Origin of the sequence: Sulfurovum xiamenensis (genome assembly GCF_030347995.1) — a bacterium.
Taxonomy (GTDB): Bacteria; Campylobacterota; Campylobacteria; order Campylobacterales; family Sulfurovaceae; genus Sulfurovum; species Sulfurovum xiamenensis.
The window spans coordinates 446755-465266 of the sequence record NZ_JAQIBC010000002.1 but is presented as its reverse complement, the minus strand read 5'-3'; the positions used below and the strand labels follow the sequence as shown (position 1 = coordinate 465266).

The window sequence follows — 18512 nt, the reverse complement described above, 5'->3', positions numbered from 1 at the left end:
TAAGGGCTGTATTGTGTTTAAATTTTTAAAACGTAATATCATGAAAATGTTCAGAGAATTACTTGTATACCATCATAGTTCTTTAGAATATAGAGCAAAGATCCTCACCCTTATGGTCTCGGCGAATGGTGAGATCTGTGAATGTGAAAAACAAAAACTCAAAGAGATCGCACATAGTATCTATAGTGATGATCATGAAAGAGCAGAACTTCTCATCGATACGGTCAATGAATACCATACAAAAATCGTCACCAACAATGGGCTGGACTTCGAGCATCTTATTATGTTGGTTGAAAACGAGACCAAAGAGGTGCCTCGTTTTACATCAAAGATAGATATGGGACTTCTTATGCAACTGCATGAATGTATGGACAGTGAAGAGGATATCCTGTTCCAACAGCGTATTATAGAGTTTTTACAGGGTCTAAAGGACGAGTATGGAGTGGTATAGATTTATTATTTTTGGTAAAGTACAAGGTGTATTTTATCGCAAGTTTGTTTCTCAGGCTATGATGAAAAAACAATATAAGGGATACATACAGAACCTTGATGATGGTACCGTTGAGGTTGTCGCTGAAGTATTTGATGATGATTTCAATACGTTTATGGCTATTTTGAATGAAGGATCACCATCGAGTTTGGTAGAGGATATCCGATATGAGATCATTGAAGATGCAGAATTCACAACCGATGGTTTTGAGATACGATATTAGGATGTGAACCCTCCTGTATAACTATAGATACTCATAATGAGTTTTGCAAAGGTGAGATTTTGTAAGAGATTTACGTAGTCCTAGTTAAAGCTACGTCAAGTAAATATCTTGTGAAAGATTACTTTTGCAAAGTTCACCCTATGGGCAATACTAGCTTTACCTTATGCGTCGTTACTCACTTTTGAATTAGCTTAGGCTAGTCCTGCAAGTGAGTGCCTAGCTTAAGAAAAAGCTAGTATAGTTAAGAATATCTATAGTTATACAGGAGGTTCTTATTATGAGCAGTGGATGGACATGTCAATATATGGGAACAAACGGAGAAGAGAAAGAGTGGTGTATCAAACTTTCTCATAAGTGTGATCCTGGATGTAAAGGATGTGTCATTTACAATCAAGTGACATTTTCTGAGCCTAATATCTCTGAAGAACAACAGCGCAAGGTTAAAAAGCGCAGTGATAATCCTTTAAAAAAATAGATATTCGAAAGTAGATCATCTTATAATTTTAGATAGCATCAGAAACTATAATACATTTTGTTAATACAGCTTCTGCACTTTTATATGCTTCCCGCAAGCTGAAGCTTGGGGATGAGTTTAAAGACCTCTGGAGACAATAATGGCGATGGCCATCTGTTGTACCGCGAGGACGGAGTTTCGCGTTGCGAAAAGGTTCGCACTTTGAAACTGCTGTGTTGTGATAAAGGTATCGGCCACCATTCCGATATTGTCTGCCATGGCCAGGATGGTATCGCCCATCTCTCCAATCCGGTCGGCCATGATACCGATATCGGCTGAAAGCTGAAGCATACTGTTGAGCGAGTCTTCGAGTGTCGCTGTCGATGTTGTCGGCTCTAGCCCCTCGATCGCAATGACATAGCCGTCAACTGCCGTTGCGACAAAGGTCAGCATAGTCGACATGTCATAAAGCTGCATCATCGACGTACCATCGATATAAAGTGTGCCGTTTACTGCATCGTTCTTGATCGCGTTGCTGAGTGCCGTGACCTGTTGAAGAAAGCTCTTGACGTCATCTGCGACACCTTGTAGCTGGTAGTTCATTGTCCACGGGTTGAGCATCACTGCGTGCATACGCGAGGAGAGTTCCATACCGTCAGTGATAAGCGCATCGTATTCAAGTTCACGTGTACTTGTCTCGATGACCGAGACCAGCGTCAATGCATTGGTCTGTGTCTGTAGCAGTGTATCGATACTGGTGGTCATGTTCGCACTTTGAATCTCCTGAGTCGCAATAATGCGGTCAGCCATGATGTCGATGTTGTCGGCCATGACAAGAATCTTGTCTGCCATCTCACCAATCCTGTCTGCCATCGTACCGATATCATCGGAGAGCTGAAGCATAGAGGTAATGCCGTCTTTGATGGTCAGTACCGAGGCCGTATTCTCAAGTTGCTGCAGGTCAAGTGAGAGTCGCAGCGCTTCGTTTGCCATGCTCAGGTTTGTGACTGAAAGCAGTTCAATGGCATCGAGGATCTCAGCATCGATCTGTAAAGGTGCAGAGAGGTTGTCATCGACAGCGCTGATGGCATTGACCATATCGCGTGCCTTTTGGTTGGCTTGTACCAGCGGTGCACAGACAGAAGAGGCATTGAGCTCAAGTGTGCTCAACTCACTTCTGAATGTTTCAGACTGAACGGCAAGGTCTTGCAGGTCTTCCTTCAAGGCTGCGGCTGCGGGCATACCCATAAAAAGCATAAAAACAGCGGCAGCGCCAATAAAGTTGTTCCATAATTGTTTCATTCGATTCTCCTTTTTCTTACAGTCCATAGGACTCGATGATGCCGACAGTGATATTTTGCGCAGTGGTCAGGGAATCGACAGTATAAGCCATGTTCGATGCCTGTATCCCTTCAACCTCGACTATCCGTACGCTCATCACACCAATGTTGTCGGCCATAACGATGATCTTGTCACTCATCTCCATGATACGGTCACTCATCAGTTTGATATCCTGTACCAGCTTCAGCATGGAATTCGTGGCATCGGAAAGGACAGGCGTACTCGTTAGCGGAGCAAGCAGCTGCACGGTTTGTGCAAAATTTTCGGTACTCAAAGCCAGAGCCCTGTGAATCTCTGAGAGATCACTGAAATAGGTCAGCGTGTCACCATTGATATAGTGCGAAGCCACAGCACTGTTCATACTGACGAATGTATAGAGGCTGACGACTTTTCCCATCAATTGTGCAGACTGTGCCTGTAGCTGGCTCAGTTCATCTGCCATGTTCAAGTTGGTCAGTATGGTTGTCTGCATATCAGAATTAAGCGCATCGCCGTCCGATTGAATCTGTCCAAGGGTGAGGTTGTAGGCAATCGACGAAAGAGAGCTGTTGAGTGCAGCCAGATTTTCCTGTGTCATCAGTAGGGAAGTCTGAATGAACTGCATATTTGTGCTTTGCAGCGTAATGGTAAAGACGATTTTGTCCGCCATCGAACCGATATTGTCTGCCATGACCAAAATACGGTTAGCCATCTCTAGGATACGGTCTGCCATCGTACCGATATCGTCCGAAAGACGTAGCATAGCGCTGAGTCCTGCCCGGTATTCGAAAAGGTCGGCAACCGATTCGATACTATTGAGCTCCAACGCTATACGTGCACTCTCTTGGGCCATAGATCTGCTGATGTTGCTTAGGTCATCAAGCGATGTTAGATCCCCCTGTGTCAGGCTCAGAGGCGAAGATAGCTGCGCATAGACCGTCTCAATGCTTTCGATATATGTTTCAATAGAGGTATTCAGTGTTCCCAGTTTGGAACAGTCATCCCCCTGATCAAAACTGAATGAAGAGAGGTTAGCATCGAGCGTATTTCCCTGGCTGACAAGACTCTGCAGACCAGTCGAAAATGACGCATGGGCATTAACCATAAACAATACAAGCAGCAAAAATGATGATGCCAAATATTTTTTCAACATAATAGGTTCCTTTAGTTTAAATAAAATTATTTACAATAAGTTATTTTTTTTATTATTTTTACTTATTATAAAAAAGTATGGGATTATACATGCCATAAATTAAAGAAACATAAAATATAGAGTTCTTGAGAGATCTAGATGAGTTTTTACCCTGATGGGGAGGTTACTTCACCTCTTTGCCAAACTTCGCTTTGAGTTTCTGTAGTTTTGGAGGGATGACTGCCATGCAGTACCCCTGCATAGGATTTTGCTGGTAATAGTCCTGATGGTACGCTTCAGCTTTGTAGTAGTTCTCAAGCGGTTCGATCTTGGTGACGATAGGATCATTCCACTCTGCTTGTGCTGCTTCCATCGTCGCCTCGGCAGCCTTTTTGGTCTCTTCCTCAGTATAGAGGATGGTTGATCGGTATTGTGTGCCTCTGTCCGCGCCTTGCCGGTTGAGTGTGGTAGGGTCGTGTATGACAAAAAAGATCTCCAGTAACGTGTCTACGGTAATGATGCTGTCATCATATGTGATCTTAATGACCTCTGCATACCCTGTATCACCTGTACAGATATCTCTGTAGGTTGGATTGGGTGTATGTCCATTTGCGTACCCACTTTCCACATCATTCACACCTTTGAGTAATTCAAATACTGCTTCCGTACACCAGAAACATCCACCACCGACTATGAGTTCTTTTGTCATTCACTATCCTTTCATTTCACCACAACTACGATAAGTATGTAGCCATGTGCTTATTTAATTTATTTGCTATAATACCTAAGAAAGTAAAAATTAATCTAAATAAGGGGTTTTTCTTATGAATGTTAATGTTGTATGTCCACATTGTCTCAAAGTGAACCGTATACCTAAGAAAGCATCATACAGTAAAGCGAACTGTGGCGGATGTAAGAACTCTTTGCTGAAGAGTGCACCTGTCTCTGTAGATGCAGATAAGCTGGGTACCTTTGTAGCGAACTCGGAAATTCCTGTAATCGTTGATTTTTGGGCTCCTTGGTGTGGACCTTGTCTGCAGATGGCTCCTGCTTTTGAAGAAGTTGCTTTGGCAATGCCGCTTCAGGCGCAGTTCGTGAAGGTCAATACGGATGAACAGCAGGTCCTAGGTGCCCAGTACGGTATACAGAGCATACCTACGCTCATCGTGTTTAAAAATGGTAAAGAGGTGGATAGAGTGAGTGGTGCGTTAGATGCCGGTAGACTACAAAGCTGGGTAAGGCAGTATCTGTAGATGAGTAAAATATTATTGCTGGAAGATGATGCCAATCTCAATGACACCGTCACAGAATTTCTGGAAGAGAAGGGTCATGAGGTGGTCAGTGTCTATGATGGATACGAAGCACAGGAAAAATTATATGAGAGTAAGTATGATTTGCTTCTTTTGGATGTCAACACCCCAGGTATGAATGGTTTTGATCTTTTAAAAGAGGCAAGAGAGAATGACGTGGTCGCACCGGCTATTTTCATCACATCTTTAGATTCAGTGGATGACCTAGAAAAAGGTTTTGAAAGCGGATGTGATGACTACATACGTAAACCTTTTGCTTTGAAAGAACTGCAGATACGTGTGGAAACACTGCTTAAACGTGCTTTTTATCATGAATCCAAAGAGTTGATAAAGATTGCAAAAGATATTGCCTATGACATTAAAAATAATGAACTGATCATCAATGGCAAAACGGTATCTTTGGGACATAAAGAGTCTATGCTTCTTAAACTTTTTATGAAAAATGAGGATGAGGTCATTGTCCATGAACGTATCTATAAACATTTATGGGATTTTGATGAGGAACCTAGTGATACGGCACTTCGTACTTACATTAAAAATCTTCGCAAAATCATAGGTAAGGAAAGAATTGTTAGCATTAAAAAACAAGGCTACAAATTCACTGTTGAGAAGTGAGAAAAAATCTCTATTAAGATTTTTAACACTTTATGTGGCCATGGTCATATTTTTGATCACACTGCTATCACTGTTTTATTATCAAAGTCAGGAAAAACTGATGCTTTCTGATCAGCGGGCGATGCTGACCAAATATGCGTATATCCAAACGAGAAGACTGAAAGTACTGCATCATTTTTTTCCTGAAAGAGTCGAATATCCTCGTGATCCCCGTTTCAAATCAGCGATCTATGATCTAGAACATATGAAAATATTTTCATTACTGGAAGATGAAAATGTACGTTTTGATGCGGAAGAGATCTATATTACGAATGGTCATATACATTTAGTAAAAATGCTGGATGAATTTTATTTGGGAACGAAATACCTTGTTATAGAAGTAAAAGACAGTGGTGCATGGCGAGGAGAGATATGGAAAAATATCATCACTTATGGTATGGTTGTCTTTATCTTTTTTATGCTGTTCGGACTCTATCTTGCTAAACTGTTTTTAAAACCGATGCGGGATTCCATTGTACTGTTAGACAGGTTTATTAAGGATACGACACATGAACTTAATACACCGCTCTCTGCGATACTGGCAAATATAGAGATGATGGATACCGATGTGATGGTAGAGAAAAATAAGACCAAACTGGCACGTATCAATATTGCAGCCAAAACGGTTTCTGTACTCTACAAAGACCTCACCTATCTTATGCTGGAAGAAGATCAGCAGAACCATGACGAAGAGATCGAGATCAAAGAGCTCATCTATAACAGAGTAGAGTATTTCTCTGTTCTGGCGCAGTCAAAACATATAGCCTATGATCTGGATCTGGAAGAGTCAACGATCATGATGGATAGAAGAAAATTGACCAGAGTCATAGATAACCTGATATCCAATGCGATCAAATATAACAAACGTAACGGTACCATAGGCATACGATCAAGAGAAGGGTTGTTAGTAGTCTGGGATACAGGTATAGGGATACATGAAGAAAAAGTACCTTATATTTTCGATCGCTATATGAGATTTAATAACAGTGAAGGTGGTTTTGGTATCGGTCTGAGTATTGTTAAAAAAATAGTGGATGAATACCATATCTCAATAGAGGTAGACTCAAAAGAGGGAGAGGGTACAAAAATGGTGTTAAGATGGTAAAGCCTATCATTCTATGTTTTGGTTTGGTTTCATGTGTGTTCGCCCAGAATGCGTATGAACGTCATTGTGTGGAGTGTCATAAAGAGTTACCCACATCACTGCAGCGTATGTTTATGCGTTATCTGCTTGTCTATAGTGGTGAAGAAAATGTAAAAGCAGGGATGAAACACTATTTGAAATACCCTTTAAAAGAGATCTCTGTCATGTCTGACCTGTTTATAGACACATATGGTATTAAAGAAAAAACCAAGTTGAGTGACAGTGAAATTGATGAAGCACTGGACATTTATTGGGATAAATATAAGGTATTTAATAAGTTGAAGTAGTTACATATTGTCAAGCTTTAGATATATATTGGGATAAGTTTAAGGTTTTTAATAAGTTGAAGTAGTTACAATAACTTTGGATAAGGTTATATTATAAAAAAGGAAGAATGAAATGAAAAGAATAGTCACTGTACTTAGTCTTGTTGCATTTGCAATGGTTAGTACGCCTACAGTTGCATCTGCGAGTGTTAAAAAAGGTCAAAAAATATACAAGAAGAAGGTGAGAAAATATTGTGGATTCTCAGGTGTGAGATTTGCAAGACAGCATAATCAGGATGAATGGGAAGAGATATATGATGATGGTGAATTTCCAGCAGAAATGAAAAGAATTTGTCCCAAATTACCTCTAAATAAAATTAAAAAATCATGGTGGAAACATTTGTATGAATTTACTTATGAATATGGTGAAGGTGGATCTCACGTTCCAAAGTGTTAACACAAATGTAACTTCTCGAAGCAGTTGTGAACCTTCTGCTTCTTCTTTCACACACTTCACAATATTTTCACAATTACGTGCTATTATACTTTTACCTAAAAATAAAAAGGATTATATATGAAGACTATGACTAAATTAGCAGTTGCTGCTTTACTTGGTATGACATTACTTTCATCAACTGCATCTGCAGATGTGAAAAAAGGTCAAAAAATTTATCTTAAGAAGCTAAAAGCTCCTTGTGGATTCAATGGTGTTAAGTTTGCACAATCACATACACAAGATGAGTGGGAAGCGATCCATGAAGCTGGTAAATTTGAGGCTGAAGTTAAAAAGCTTTGTCCAAAAGTAAAAAAATTCAAGGCAAAATATATTCCAGATGTATATGACTTTGCATATGAGTATGCAAGTGATTCAGGTAACGTACCATCTTGTTAAGGTATGTATCTTAAACTAAAATAGAGGTGGGAGGTCTACTAAAAGCAGATCTTCTTAATGTTAAACAAATAAAATAAACTTAAAGGAATTAAAATGAAAAAAATCGCAATCGCAATGTTACTTGCTGGATCTACACTACTTATGGCTGATGGTGCTGCTGCTTACGCTAAATGTATCGGTTGTCACGGTGCAAACGGAGAAAAAGCTGCTTTAGGTAAATCTGCTATTATCACAGGTCAAGATGCAGCTAAAACAGTTGAACAACTTAACGGTTATAAAGCAGGTACACTTAACCAACACGGTATGGGTGGTCTTATGAAAGGTCAAGTAGCTTCTATGGATGATGCTACTATCAAAGCTGTTGCAGATTACATTGCAGCAATGAAATAAGTTTTTAATTTCAATTCAAAAGCCTTTTGGCTTTTGAATGTTTCTACACTCTTTTTAAAATTTCTCTCATCATTATTTAATTTACATATATTTTTTATTGTAATACAAACAAGTATTTACGTTTATATTACATACTACTTCCACATTTTCCTGTTTCACATTTCATTTGTTTCATGTATCTCTCTTCTTCTATATTAGGATCTTTAGCGTGATTCATACTATCACTTAAAAAATATAGACCTGTAAAAAACAGGACTAAGCTTGTCATTTGCAGTTTAGAGAATTGTTGTATCTTGTCTTTAGTTTTGACCACACAGACATTACCTGGACAATAGAGTGGTTTGTTCTTTTGTATCTTCTGATAGAGTATGCAACCTATACATATGCCAAATGCAGTCTCACTAAATAAAAATGTAATACAGAGTAGACAGATACCAATTTTAATTGTAGTCATGATCTCAAATATTACAATAATGAAGAACATAATTAATGAAAGTAAAAACCCGATTGACCACGCAAATCTTTTTTGTTTGGCACCCACATATTCCGGTGTTTGATTTTGGACGAAAAAACGACCTATAATGAGGCTAGGTGCATAGTTTGGGTTGATAAAGATACGTATAAAAAAGTCTATCATAAAGACCGTTACAAAAATTTTTGTAAAAATAAAATTATGTGTTATATATGAATTTACAAATGATGCAATAGCCGGCAAAAGTAATATTCCTGCACCTGCACGTGCTTCACGTTCATTCAGTACAGGTATGTCATACCCGTCTACCGATTCACCAAAATAGATATATTTCTTCATTTAAATAAAATTCCTTTTAAGCATTTATATAAGAGATTATATTGTCATTGTGTGTATAGAGTGTGTAGTATTATACCCTTTTTCTATAAAACCTATAGATTTACTTGACATTAAAAATAGATTTGGTTAAAATACAATTATAAGCACTTGTAAAAACCCTAGAGATTTACATAGACAAGGTCATTTACATTTTTCTTGGTGATTTTAGTCTCCCCCTATACACAAGCTTAGAAAAAAGTCAATGTAGTAAATTACTCTAGGGTCTTTAGAGGTGCTAATGATATGGCGAATGGGCTTCACCCAAAAATGTTACTTCAGTGAAAGGAAAGAATATGTCTCCAAGTTGTCCGATATCTACAAGAAGAGTTGACGCTAATATGGTAAGAATGATCTCTTTCCAGGTAGCTCTTTTTACGCTTTTATTTTTGATCACACAACAGAGTTTCTTTGCATGGGTTATCCTATTTGATTTCTTTATGAGAGCATTACGTCTCTCAAATTTCAGTTTATTTCAGATCATTGGTAAATTTGTACTCAAAGGATGGGGTGTTGCACCTAAACTTTGTGATGAATCACCCAAAAGATTCGCTCTGTATCTGGGACTCGTCACTTCGTTAATTATTGTTGTATTTTATTTTGCTGGTTTTATACTATTTGCTACAGTGGTAGCGGTTATTTTATTAATTTGTGCATTACTTGAGACAGTATTCGATTTTTGTATAGGATGTAAGCTATACTACGCAATACAAATCGGTAAAGGTCTTTTAGGAAATGATAGGAATATCCAGTAAAACAATTTATGCTATCGCTGCACTTCAGGAGTTAGATTCTATTCCGGATGATAAAGTTCTGAAGATAAAAGAGATAGCAGCCAATGCATCCATCCCACAAAACTTTTTGGAACAAATACTTTTAGAACTTAAAAAGCAGGGTCTTCTTACCAGCATCAAAGGTGCACATGGCGGATACAAACTCGCAAAAAGCCTTAAAGATATCACGCTTAAAGATGTGGTACTTATCTTGGAGTCAGATATATTTGCTGATAACTATCAGACAGATAGTCAAGCTCTAAAATTCTTTTGGGATGATATTAAACAAAAAGTCTCAGCGGTTTTCGAGATCCCGTTGTCGGAACTGAAGAACTATCAACTTAAAGCCAACCAGATACTTAATTATTCAATATAGGAACAACGATGAACAATCCCACTGATTTTGACTACTTCAATACCTTACTTGTACAAAATGTAGGTTCAAGAGTAGGCGCTATTGCACCTACGATCACCCCATCTGCAGCGTATGGCTATGAAAATGCCGAAGAGGCAGAAGGTATATTTGCTGCCCAGGTCAATAAGCCACTTTATGCTAGAGTAGGTAATCCGACCAATGCCAAATTGGAAGCTATCGTAGCGAAGATGGAGGGCGGATTTGGTGCCATTGCCACCTCTTCAGGTATGGGTGCTATCTCTATGGTCTGCAGTGCTTTTTTATCTGCTGGAGATGAATTGCTTTGTATCGGTGGATTCTTCGGGGGAACCTATTCTCTGGTCAACGAAACTTTGGCACGTTTCGGTATTAGCAATACTTTTTGTACCGTAGACGATTTCGAACATATTGAAGCAACACTTCAGCGCGGGATCAAGATGGTTCTTTTTGAGTCTGTAGGAAACCCAAGCCTTACCCTTCCTGATATACAGCGTATTATAGACCTCTGTAACAAGTATGAAACCTTGGTCATGATAGACAATACTGCGACGCCACTTCTGGTTAGACCGCTGGAGATGGGTGCGGACATCTCTGTGCACTCCTCAACCAAAAATATGTCTGGACACTCAGCTGCACTAGGTGGTATAGCTGTTTTCAGAGCTGTAAAAGAAGAGGGGGATAAACTGCTGAACCCGAAATATGCAGATGTACACAAAATAGTGAAAAAGATGGGAGAAAAAGCATTTATACCTATCTGTAAAAAACGTGCTATCCGTGACTTTGGTATGACTGCCAATGCCTTTGGTTCATTTATGACCATGATAGGATTGGAAACACTCTCACTCAGAGTAGAGAGGATCAATAAAAGTGTGGAAACTGTCGCAGCACTGCTTGATGAAAAACTGCCTGATGGGGTAAGCGTAAACCACCCGTCATTAGTATCAAGCCCAGATCATGCACGATACAAATCAGACTTTGCACAGGGGTGCGGCCCACTACTCACTCTAGACTGTGGCACAAAAGAACGGGCATTTACACTCCTTAACAAACTGAATCTTGTGATACAAACTGCGAACATAGGGGACAATAGAACACTAGCATTGCATATGACAAGTACCATTTATAGTGATTTTGATGAGGAGACCCGTAAATTTCTAGGTGTACATGAAGGATTGATCCGTGTTTCCATAGGCCTTGAAGATCCTAAGGCCATTGCAGAAGACTTTTTACAAGCAGCAAATGCACTGTAAGTAGCTAAGTGCAATATATGTTTCTGCGCTTTTCTCTGTTCCTCATGTTTTTGTTGGTTTCTCTTGAAGCCAAGAGTGAAGATGGAGGACTTAACTATCTCAATATGATGAGAGAAAAGAGTGGTCTTATTAAACTTAAAACCAATAAAGCTTTACACAATGCAGCTGCTTCTCACGCCCACTATCTCATACAGCATCAAAGAAATGGACATTACGAAACAAAGGGAACTTCAGCATATACAGGTAGTACACCTTCTCAGCGTGTAGTGCAAGCAGGGTATCCTTCCACATTTGTGATGGAAAATGTCTCTATTAATACCGTAGGTCAGAAAAAATCCATTGACAATCTTTTTTCCGCGATCTACCATCGTTTAGTATTTTTGAATTTTGATAAAGATGAGATAGGTTTGGGGGTTTCCTCCAGCAAGAAAAAAAGACAAGTGAAACATGCCTATGTCTATAATTTGGGTTCTTCAGGTATTGCAGAGCTTTGCAGCAGGCCCTTTACTTTGACACGTGGTGTCTACTATATGACAGAGATTTGCAAACAGAGTAGCAAGATGGTACCTCAGTCACTTTTTGAAGAAACAAAAAATAACGTAAGACGAAAAAACAGCGAGATCATAGTCTATCCATATGCTGAACAGACTGATATCTGGCCTGCATTTTACAATGAATCTCCAGACCCACTGCCTGGTTATGCCGTCAGTGGTTTTCCTCTTTCTGTGCAGTTCAATCCTGTCTATCATACGCATGTAAGGTTGCAATCTTTTCGTTTATTTGATGAAAATGGACAAGAGATCAAAGAGACCAAGATCCTGCAGTACAACAATGATCCTAACCATATTTTGACCAAATTGGAATTCGTACTTATGCCATTGAAAAGATTGGAGTTTGATACAAAGTATATTGCAGTCTTTGAAGGTATTGCCAATGGGACTAAAGTCAAAAAACTTTGGAAATTCAGGACAGCAAAGCCTGAAGGAAAACTATACAGGGTGAGTAGGACTAAGACAACATTGGCTGTAAAGGCAGGTTCATCAGCCATACTTTACATGGTTCCGGACTCCAGAAAAGATATCTTACACAGTTACCGGTCCAGGGGAGGTATCAATGCCTCATTCCTGGATCAAAATACCTTAAAGGTGACGTTCCCGAAGAGACGTTCTTCAGGAAGGGTCAGTTTAGACTTTGGTAAGAAAAAAGTTTTCTTTGACGTACAGTAGTTAGAAGGAAGCTTTTAACCCGTAAAAATAGTTTTGTAACTGCATCATACCTTTGGTGGCAAACTGTTCCATAAAGCTTTCGAGCTTATCTTTTTCTTTCCATCTCGGATCTGTGACATTCGCAAGTTTTTCCACTTCTGCTTTGGCTTGGCTTTTCACCCCGACATGGTCTATGAGTCCTGCATCTTTGGCTCTTTTGGCTGAGAATATATGTGCATCTGCATACTCTTTTGAATGTTTTAGATCTAAGCCTCTCGCATCGGCTACATCATGTATAAACAGTTCATAGGTATCTTTGGTAAGCCTTTCGAGTTCAGCACGTTCTTCTGTGGTCCATTCTCTTGTTGGTGTACCTGCTTCTTTGTAGGTACCTTGTTTGACTATTTGTGTTTTCACACCGATCGTATCCATCAATTCTTCTACATTCGCACTCTCCATGATCACCCCGATAGAGCCCACGATAGAACCTGGATTGGCAATAATGGTATTTGCATGGATAGAAGCATAGTAACTGCCACTTGTCATCATGCCAGAAGCATAGGCAACTACGGGTTTATGCTCCTTTAATGCTTTGATCGCATAGGCGATCTCAATAGAAGGGGGCACCGCTCCTCCGGGTGAATTGATGTTCAGCAGTACACCTTTGATCTTAGGGTCTTTTTGTACCTCTTCTATCTCTTTGAGTATCACATCCGCATCCATGATGGGACCTGAAAGCTGTATCTCTTGCAGATTGGCAGGTTTTAATTCAGTCGTTGAAGTGGGCATAAGCACAACAAAAGCAATGAGTAAAAAAAGCATTCCCAAAAAGTGTTGACCGATCCATTTGATCACTTTTCCTATAGCACTAAACATATTTTTCTCCTTCTATATAAACTTCGGAAACTTCTTTCGTATGCAAGATGGTCCACAGTGCCAACTCCTCTGTTCTCTTCGGTGCTTCGGGCAGTGTAACGACTGCAAAGTCCGCAAGTTTGTCAACTTCTATTTTACCACAGTTGAGGCCTAATATATCAGCGGCATCTGTAGTCACTGCACGTAGCAGTTTTTCCGAAAGTTCCTGGATCGGTATGTCATTGTGCAGCATGATCGCAGCTTTGAGTTCATCGAAGATATTGAGTGAATCGTTAGAACTTAATCCATCTGTAGCGATACTGAAAGGCAAGGATAGATCTTCAATGGCAAGCCTTCCGCATCCCAAATATCTGTTAGAGCGAGGACAATGGGCAATAGAGTGTCCTTTCTTGGTCAAATAGTCTAACTCATCCTCCGTTGCCTGCACACAGTGTGCAAAATGCGTCGGATAGGTATCAAAGGCATGCATGAACTCTTCGATATTGGTGACAGTTGTGGAGGTGTTAAAGTATTTCAGAAAAAATGCTTTGAGTGTACCGCTACTGGATTCGAGCCATTCTCTTTCGGCCTGTGATTCTAAAAAATGCGCACTAAGGGGCATCGTGTGTTTTTTGGCCAGGTTGACCGCTTTTTGCAGCAGTATCGGATGCACAGAATAGGGAGAGTGTATTGCTATGGCCGGAATGATACGAGAACGCTTCTCACATGATTGAGAGGCTCTGACACGCTCCTGAAAGTCACCATAGAGCATATCGGCGTACATGGCATTTGAGCCTATCAGTTCATTGAAAAAGACCACACGTTGAGGGGTTTTTTCACACACTTCAAGTTCATTCCCAAAACTTGAAATGGCACCAAATGTCGTGATGCCTGAACGCAGCATTTTTTGACACTCATGAAGCATCATTTCATTGTTACATGCACCCATGAGTTCTTCTCTATGTTCTATGACAGAATCAAGCCAGGGTTTGAAAGAACCATAGACCAAAGAGGTTTTATTCGCAGAAAACTCTAGATGTACATGCGTGTTGATAAATCCAGGGTAGAGTATCGAGTTTGGTTTGGTATGGATGACCTTAGCATCTGGATAACGTAGGATGAGTTCTTCTAATGGACCAATATCTTTAATGATTTCTGTAAATGCAACTGCTTGATTTTGTATGTAGCCATGGGGTGTATAGAGAAAGTCTGCATTTATTATCTTCATTTTGCCTCACATTTAATATATTTTGATAGAATAATACCTAAATTATATAAACAAGGTAGAAAATGAAAATAGTAGTGATCCAAGGTCCAAACCTCAATATGCTAGGAATCAGAGAGAAAAATATCTATGGTCCAATGAAATTAGAAGATATCCATTCGCAAATGAAGGCATTTGCTGATCAAAATAAAACAGAGATCGAATTTTTTCAAAGCAACTTAGAGGGTGAGATCGTTGATCGTATCCAGGAGTGTATCGGTGATGCTGATGGTATTATTATCAATCCAGCTGCATATACGCATACCTCTATCGCAATTCGTGATGCTATTGCTGCGGTACAGATACCTACACTTGAAGTACACCTTTCAAACATTTATCAAAGAGAAGAATTTAGACATAAGTCATTGATAGCACCTGTGTGTGCAGGTCAAATTTCAGGTATGGGGCCATTTAGTTACCACTTGGCAATGGTTGGTATGACACAAATGCTTTCAGAAGTGGCAGCAATGAGAGAACATCAAGCAAAAGCACAAGCAGCAGCACAACAAAAATAATTCTAACCCTTTCCTCTCCTCCGAGAGGAGGGCTATACCCCAATTTTAAACCAAATCAAAAGGTCACCTATGAACTACATGCTCAAAGATGAAAATGCTATCTACTATGAATGTGGCTACAGTTGTGATAATGCCCTTTATCTTTCTTTGGGAAATGAAGCATTTTTTATCACAGACAGTCGTTACACCATCGACGCCACACAAAATGTCAAAAATGCAACTGTGGTTATTGATCGTGACCTTTATGGTGCTGCCGTTTCCCTGCTCAAAAAGGCGCGGGTTAAAAAAGTGATCTTTGATCCCAAAGAGTGGAGTGTAGACGGTTTTGAGCGTGTGAGTTCCCAATGTAAAGTAAAGTTTGATCCACAGCCGGATTTTTCACATAAAAAACGTATCATTAAAAGTGATGAAGAACTGAAGATACTTGCTAAGGCAGCAAAACTTGGAGCAAAAGCGTTTAAAGCACTGGCAAAAGAGTTTTCTGCCAATGGTTTTGGTGAAAATGAATATACACTTACCTACAGAGCAAAAGGTGTTTTGAGTGACTTTGGCAAGTATGAACTGAGTTTTGATCCTATTGTGGCGGTGAATGCCAATGCTGCGAAACCTCATGCCATGCCGACATCTAAAAAATTAGCAAAGAATGATCTGCTCCTAGTGGATGCAGGATTGAAATATAAACGCTATTGTTCAGACCGTACACGTACGGTACAGGCAGATAAAGATTTTGTATTTGAGACAAAGCAGCGTTTTAAACGTAAAAAGATACAAAAAGCGTATGATACGGTGCTTAAAGCACATGACAATGCCATCGCTAAGGCACGTTCGGGAATGAAAGCGAAAAAGGTCGATGCCCTTACACGTGACATTGTGACAAAGGCAGGTTTTGGAGAGTATTATGTACACTCAACAGGACATGGGGTGGGATTAGACATCCATGAGATGCCTTATATCTCTACAAAATCAGATACGGTGATCGAGGATGGTATGGTCTACACGATAGAACCCGGGATATATATTCCCGGTGAGTTTGGTATCCGTATCGAAGATATGGTAGCGATGGTAGACGGTAAAGCTGTTGTCTTGTAGGTTATGCTATGATAAGAAAGAAAATAGATGCAAGTAACACTCTAATCAGAACAAAAGAGTTTCCTTGTATTCTGTCAAGTCATAGTGGCTATAGGGCTTTATTGGGGATCGGTGGGAATATTGGTGATGTTGTACGTCGCTTTGAACATCTTTTTTACTACCTTCAAAGATCCTCACTGCTACGGATCATAGAGACGGCACCTATCGTAAAAAATCCTCCCTTTGGGTATACAGAGCAGGGAGATTTTTATAACTCTTTACTGCTTATTGAGACATTTCTAAGCCCTAAAGCGTTACTGCGGTACGTGCTGCGTGTGGAAAAGGTATTTGGGCGTAAACGACTTTTTAAAGATGGCCCCAGAACATTAGATATAGATATTATATTTTATGAAAATGTGAAAATGGAAACAAAAGATTTGACACTCCCACATCCGGGTTGGAAAGAACGAGCGTCAGTATTGATCCCATTATCAATGATGAAAGGGTATAACAATAATGGTTAATGAAACATTTGTAGCTTCTGATCCAAAAAGTGCATACGAGCAAGCCGTAGAGAAATACGGAGAGAGTGTTGAACTCATTTCAGCAAAACAGATCAAATATGAAGATGGCAAATTACGTTCTGAAGTATGTATTGCTGTACCTAAAGATCTCTTTATGGAAAAGTCTTTTGGCAAAATTTCTACTGGGGATCATGCTTCTGAAAAAGATGAAGAGGAAACACTGTTGGCAGAACTGGGTGAACTGAAAAAACAACTCTCTTTAATGAAAGAAGATATGCTAGATCCAGAAGATGAAAGTGTCGTACAAAAAGTAAAAAAACTTTTTATGAAAAAAGGCATTGCAAAAGTTTGGCTGGATGATATTTTAGCGTCCTTAATGGGAAGTACTATACTGGGTGATGCAACACTACTTGTTTCTTATTTGCTTGAAGAGATAGATGAAAGTTTGAAAGTACATGAAGAGACACTGGACGAGCCTAAGATCATGATGCTTGTAGGTCCAACGGGTGTAGGGAAAACAACAACTATCGCTAAACTGGCTGCTCGTTATGCCTATCTGATGGATAAACCTTATAAAGTAGCGCTTCTTAATCTTGACAGTTATAAAGTAGGTGCCTTTGAACAACTGGCACACTATGCGGATATTATGCAACTTGAGCATATTACTGTAGAGAGTGTAGAAGGTTTTGCTGCAGGGTTAGAAGCTTTGCGTGATTATGATGTTATCTTGGTAGACACAGCGGGTATGTCGCCTTATGATACGAAAAAACTTATTAAAACGGTTGAGTTTGTTCAGACGGATATCCCTAGAAAACTGGAGGTCAGTCTTGTTTTCTCTGCGACGGTAAAATATGAAGATATGGATGATATTTATAATAACTTCTCATTCCTGGATATAGATTCTGTGATGATCAGTAAATTTGATGAGACAAAGCATTTTGGAACGTTGTTGAATTTTATGCTATTATACAAATTACCTATGAGCTATTTCTCGACAGGTCAAGAGGTACCGGATGATCTTATGGTTGCTTCAAAAGAGTATCTTTTAGAGCAGTTTATCGGAGACTTGGATGAAGCATGAAACGCAGGCTCTTCGTTTAGCGAAGATGATGCAAAAGCATATAACTTATCCGACATATGAACTTACCTTGCCACTTGTTATGGTACGAAGTAGCAAGTTTAAAAAACTCAGTCTGAATGATATACTGCTTACAGGCTTTGACAGATTACAACTGTTATTAATGAATGGTGAAACTATCTGTGCTAAAATACGGCTCAAACCTATGCACAATACGTATGGATCAGAAATTGTTCATATCGTTGAAGATACGATAAAACATCCTGATAGTAAAAAATATAAAATGCTAAAGATCTCTTTTGGTAGTGTGCAAAGCAAAGCGTTGGAAATAGGATCTACGATAGATATCACACATCTAGATCTAGAAAAAGTAACGCTTGTATCAGAGGGTAAAATAATCGCAGAGGGCTCTTTGGTCAATGTAGATGAAGAGATAGCAATACAAATAAAGAAAGTGAATTGAT

General features: G+C 39.4%; 25 protein-coding genes. 19 read left to right on the top strand and 6 right to left on the bottom strand.

Features of this window, described 5'->3' with window-relative positions:
* Window positions 1–13: 13 nt before the first annotated feature.
* From PF327_RS05485 to PF327_RS05475, 3 genes are all read left to right on the top strand, one after another.
* On the top strand, window positions 14–451 hold the full coding sequence (locus PF327_RS05485; RefSeq protein WP_289401623.1) for a hypothetical protein: 438 nt from the start codon (window positions 14–16) through the stop codon (window positions 449–451).
* Window positions 438–713: an acylphosphatase gene (locus PF327_RS05480; protein WP_289401622.1), complete on the top strand. Its 276-nt coding sequence runs from the start codon at window positions 438–440 to the stop codon at window positions 711–713. The genes PF327_RS05485 and PF327_RS05480 overlap by 14 nt, the downstream gene beginning before the upstream one ends.
* Before the next feature lie 277 nt (window positions 714–990).
* Window positions 991–1188 (top strand): hypothetical protein, encoded by a 198-nt coding sequence (locus PF327_RS05475; protein WP_289401621.1) that lies wholly within the window; start codon window positions 991–993, stop codon window positions 1186–1188.
* Window positions 1189–1305: 117 nt separating this feature from the next.
* Here the strand turns inward: PF327_RS05475 and PF327_RS05470 are convergent, their stop codons facing one another.
* The 3 genes from PF327_RS05470 to msrA all read right to left on the bottom strand — a co-directional run bounded on the left by PF327_RS05470 (window position 1306) and on the right by msrA (window position 4328).
* Window positions 1306–2469, bottom strand: a complete 1164-nt coding sequence (locus PF327_RS05470; RefSeq protein ID WP_289401620.1) for a hypothetical protein — start codon at window positions 2467–2469, stop codon at window positions 1306–1308.
* Between the two features lie 16 nt (window positions 2470–2485).
* Window positions 2486–3640 carry a hypothetical protein gene (locus tag PF327_RS05465; RefSeq protein WP_289401619.1) on the bottom strand — a complete coding sequence of 385 codons (1155 nt, stop codon included), beginning with the start codon at window positions 3638–3640 and terminating at the stop codon, window positions 2486–2488.
* Between the two features lie 163 nt (window positions 3641–3803).
* Window positions 3804–4328, bottom strand: a complete 525-nt coding sequence (gene msrA / locus PF327_RS05460; protein WP_289401618.1) for a peptide-methionine (S)-S-oxide reductase MsrA — start codon at window positions 4326–4328, stop codon at window positions 3804–3806.
* A 115-nt stretch (window positions 4329–4443) separates the two neighbouring features.
* On the opposite strand from msrA, the gene trxC reads away from it, so the two are divergent.
* The 7 genes from trxC (at window position 4444) to PF327_RS05425 (ending at window position 8275) form a co-directional block, all read left to right on the top strand.
* A complete protein-coding gene (trxC, locus tag PF327_RS05455) occupies window positions 4444–4872 on the top strand; it encodes a thioredoxin TrxC (protein WP_289401617.1) in 429 nt (142 codons plus the stop codon).
* The gene (locus tag PF327_RS05450) at window positions 4873–5544 is read left to right on the top strand and encodes a response regulator transcription factor (RefSeq protein WP_008242313.1); all 672 of its coding nucleotides are present in this window, start codon (window positions 4873–4875) and stop codon (window positions 5542–5544) included. It begins immediately after the preceding gene.
* Window positions 5498–6688 (top strand): sensor histidine kinase, encoded by a 1191-nt coding sequence (locus PF327_RS05445; RefSeq protein WP_289401616.1) that lies wholly within the window; start codon window positions 5498–5500, stop codon window positions 6686–6688. The genes PF327_RS05450 and PF327_RS05445 overlap by 47 nt, the downstream gene beginning before the upstream one ends.
* Window positions 6682–7014 carry a hypothetical protein gene (locus PF327_RS05440; RefSeq protein ID WP_289401615.1) on the top strand — a complete coding sequence of 111 codons (333 nt, stop codon included), beginning with the start codon at window positions 6682–6684 and terminating at the stop codon, window positions 7012–7014. Before PF327_RS05445 ends, PF327_RS05440 begins: the two co-directional genes overlap by 7 nt.
* A gap of 112 nt (window positions 7015–7126) precedes the next feature.
* Window positions 7127–7450, top strand: coding sequence for a hypothetical protein (locus tag PF327_RS05435; protein WP_008242316.1), 324 nt, complete (start codon window positions 7127–7129; stop codon window positions 7448–7450).
* A 117-nt stretch (window positions 7451–7567) separates the two neighbouring features.
* Window positions 7568–7885 (top strand): hypothetical protein, encoded by a 318-nt coding sequence (locus PF327_RS05430; protein WP_008242317.1) that lies wholly within the window; start codon window positions 7568–7570, stop codon window positions 7883–7885.
* A gap of 93 nt (window positions 7886–7978) precedes the next feature.
* Entirely contained in the window at window positions 7979–8275 is a 297-nt protein-coding gene (locus PF327_RS05425) for a c-type cytochrome (RefSeq protein WP_289401614.1), read from the top strand.
* 127 nt (window positions 8276–8402) lie between these two features.
* Here PF327_RS05425 and PF327_RS05420 read toward each other — a convergent pair whose 3' ends face one another.
* Window positions 8403–9086 carry a DUF4395 domain-containing protein gene (locus tag PF327_RS05420; protein WP_008242319.1) on the bottom strand — a complete coding sequence of 228 codons (684 nt, stop codon included), beginning with the start codon at window positions 9084–9086 and terminating at the stop codon, window positions 8403–8405.
* A gap of 332 nt (window positions 9087–9418) precedes the next feature.
* On the opposite strand from PF327_RS05420, the gene PF327_RS05415 reads away from it, so the two are divergent.
* Genes PF327_RS05415 through PF327_RS05400 form a run of 4 tightly spaced genes read left to right on the top strand, consistent with a single transcriptional unit; the run spans window position 9419 to window position 12765 of the window.
* On the top strand, window positions 9419–9877 hold the full coding sequence (locus PF327_RS05415) for a DUF4395 domain-containing protein (protein WP_289401613.1): 459 nt from the start codon (window positions 9419–9421) through the stop codon (window positions 9875–9877).
* A complete protein-coding gene (locus PF327_RS05410; protein ID WP_289401612.1) occupies window positions 9858–10271 on the top strand; it encodes an RrF2 family transcriptional regulator in 414 nt (137 codons plus the stop codon). Before PF327_RS05415 ends, PF327_RS05410 begins: the two co-directional genes overlap by 20 nt.
* Window positions 10272–10279: 8 nt before the next feature.
* Complete coding sequence (locus PF327_RS05405; protein ID WP_289401611.1) at window positions 10280–11539, top strand: trans-sulfuration enzyme family protein; 1260 nt, start codon at window positions 10280–10282, stop codon at window positions 11537–11539.
* A gap of 17 nt (window positions 11540–11556) precedes the next feature.
* Complete coding sequence (locus tag PF327_RS05400) at window positions 11557–12765, top strand: CAP domain-containing protein (protein ID WP_289401646.1); 1209 nt, start codon at window positions 11557–11559, stop codon at window positions 12763–12765.
* On the opposite strand, the gene sppA is transcribed toward PF327_RS05400, so the two are convergent.
* Together sppA and mqnF are read right to left on the bottom strand one after the other, a co-directional pair.
* Window positions 12766–13620, bottom strand: coding sequence for a signal peptide peptidase SppA (gene sppA, locus PF327_RS05395; protein WP_289401610.1), 855 nt, complete (start codon window positions 13618–13620; stop codon window positions 12766–12768).
* A complete protein-coding gene (gene mqnF / locus PF327_RS05390) occupies window positions 13613–14827 on the bottom strand; it encodes an aminofutalosine deaminase family hydrolase (protein WP_008242330.1) in 1215 nt (404 codons plus the stop codon). Before mqnF ends, sppA begins: the two co-directional genes overlap by 8 nt.
* Window positions 14828–14889: 62 nt before the next feature.
* On the opposite strand from mqnF, the gene aroQ reads away from it, so the two are divergent.
* The 5 genes from aroQ (at window position 14890) to PF327_RS05365 (ending at window position 18511) form a co-directional block, all read left to right on the top strand.
* Window positions 14890–15378 carry a type II 3-dehydroquinate dehydratase gene (gene aroQ, locus PF327_RS05385; protein WP_008242331.1) on the top strand — a complete coding sequence of 163 codons (489 nt, stop codon included), beginning with the start codon at window positions 14890–14892 and terminating at the stop codon, window positions 15376–15378.
* 69 nt (window positions 15379–15447) lie between these two features.
* Complete coding sequence (locus PF327_RS05380) at window positions 15448–16467, top strand: M24 family metallopeptidase (RefSeq protein ID WP_289401608.1); 1020 nt, start codon at window positions 15448–15450, stop codon at window positions 16465–16467.
* Between the two features lie 8 nt (window positions 16468–16475).
* Window positions 16476–16970: a 2-amino-4-hydroxy-6-hydroxymethyldihydropteridine diphosphokinase gene (gene folK / locus PF327_RS05375; protein ID WP_289401607.1), complete on the top strand. Its 495-nt coding sequence runs from the start codon at window positions 16476–16478 to the stop codon at window positions 16968–16970.
* On the top strand, window positions 16963–18051 hold the full coding sequence (locus PF327_RS05370) for a flagellar biosynthesis protein FlhF (RefSeq protein WP_289401606.1): 1089 nt from the start codon (window positions 16963–16965) through the stop codon (window positions 18049–18051). The genes folK and PF327_RS05370 overlap by 8 nt, the downstream gene beginning before the upstream one ends.
* Window positions 18041–18511, top strand: a complete 471-nt coding sequence (locus PF327_RS05365) for a FliM/FliN family flagellar motor switch protein (protein ID WP_289401605.1) — start codon at window positions 18041–18043, stop codon at window positions 18509–18511. The genes PF327_RS05370 and PF327_RS05365 overlap by 11 nt, the downstream gene beginning before the upstream one ends.
* Window position 18512 lies beyond the last annotated feature (1 nt).

What these genes read in the sequence shown, in the direction of transcription:
- PF327_RS05480 (WP_289401622.1), top strand. Translation starts at nt 438, where the DNA reads ATGGAGTGGTATAGATTTATTATTTTTGGTAAAGTACAAGGTGTATTT.
- PF327_RS05475 (WP_289401621.1), top strand. Translation starts at nt 991, where the DNA reads ATGAGCAGTGGATGGACATGTCAATATATGGGAACAAACGGAGAAGAG.
- PF327_RS05470 (WP_289401620.1), bottom strand. Translation starts at nt 2,469, where the DNA reads ATGAAACAATTATGGAACAACTTTATTGGCGCTGCCGCTGTTTTTATG.
- PF327_RS05465 (WP_289401619.1), bottom strand. Translation starts at nt 3,640, where the DNA reads ATGTTGAAAAAATATTTGGCATCATCATTTTTGCTGCTTGTATTGTTT.
- msrA (WP_289401618.1), bottom strand. Translation starts at nt 4,328, where the DNA reads ATGACAAAAGAACTCATAGTCGGTGGTGGATGTTTCTGGTGTACGGAA.
- trxC (WP_289401617.1), top strand. Translation starts at nt 4,444, where the DNA reads ATGAATGTTAATGTTGTATGTCCACATTGTCTCAAAGTGAACCGTATA.
- PF327_RS05450 (WP_008242313.1), top strand. Translation starts at nt 4,873, where the DNA reads ATGAGTAAAATATTATTGCTGGAAGATGATGCCAATCTCAATGACACC.
- PF327_RS05440 (WP_289401615.1), top strand. Translation starts at nt 6,682, where the DNA reads ATGGTAAAGCCTATCATTCTATGTTTTGGTTTGGTTTCATGTGTGTTC.
- PF327_RS05435 (WP_008242316.1), top strand. Translation starts at nt 7,127, where the DNA reads ATGAAAAGAATAGTCACTGTACTTAGTCTTGTTGCATTTGCAATGGTT.
- PF327_RS05430 (WP_008242317.1), top strand. Translation starts at nt 7,568, where the DNA reads ATGAAGACTATGACTAAATTAGCAGTTGCTGCTTTACTTGGTATGACA.
- PF327_RS05425 (WP_289401614.1), top strand. Translation starts at nt 7,979, where the DNA reads ATGAAAAAAATCGCAATCGCAATGTTACTTGCTGGATCTACACTACTT.
- PF327_RS05420 (WP_008242319.1), bottom strand. Translation starts at nt 9,086, where the DNA reads ATGAAGAAATATATCTATTTTGGTGAATCGGTAGACGGGTATGACATA.
- PF327_RS05415 (WP_289401613.1), top strand. Translation starts at nt 9,419, where the DNA reads ATGTCTCCAAGTTGTCCGATATCTACAAGAAGAGTTGACGCTAATATG.
- PF327_RS05410 (WP_289401612.1), top strand. Translation starts at nt 9,858, where the DNA reads ATGATAGGAATATCCAGTAAAACAATTTATGCTATCGCTGCACTTCAG.
- PF327_RS05405 (WP_289401611.1), top strand. Translation starts at nt 10,280, where the DNA reads ATGAACAATCCCACTGATTTTGACTACTTCAATACCTTACTTGTACAA.
- PF327_RS05400 (WP_289401646.1), top strand. Translation starts at nt 11,557, where the DNA reads ATGTTTCTGCGCTTTTCTCTGTTCCTCATGTTTTTGTTGGTTTCTCTT.
- sppA (WP_289401610.1), bottom strand. Translation starts at nt 13,620, where the DNA reads ATGTTTAGTGCTATAGGAAAAGTGATCAAATGGATCGGTCAACACTTT.
- mqnF (WP_008242330.1), bottom strand. Translation starts at nt 14,827, where the DNA reads ATGAAGATAATAAATGCAGACTTTCTCTATACACCCCATGGCTACATA.
- aroQ (WP_008242331.1), top strand. Translation starts at nt 14,890, where the DNA reads ATGAAAATAGTAGTGATCCAAGGTCCAAACCTCAATATGCTAGGAATC.
- PF327_RS05380 (WP_289401608.1), top strand. Translation starts at nt 15,448, where the DNA reads ATGAACTACATGCTCAAAGATGAAAATGCTATCTACTATGAATGTGGC.
- folK (WP_289401607.1), top strand. Translation starts at nt 16,476, where the DNA reads ATGATAAGAAAGAAAATAGATGCAAGTAACACTCTAATCAGAACAAAA.
- PF327_RS05370 (WP_289401606.1), top strand. Translation starts at nt 16,963, where the DNA reads ATGGTTAATGAAACATTTGTAGCTTCTGATCCAAAAAGTGCATACGAG.
- PF327_RS05365 (WP_289401605.1), top strand. Translation starts at nt 18,041, where the DNA reads ATGAAGCATGAAACGCAGGCTCTTCGTTTAGCGAAGATGATGCAAAAG.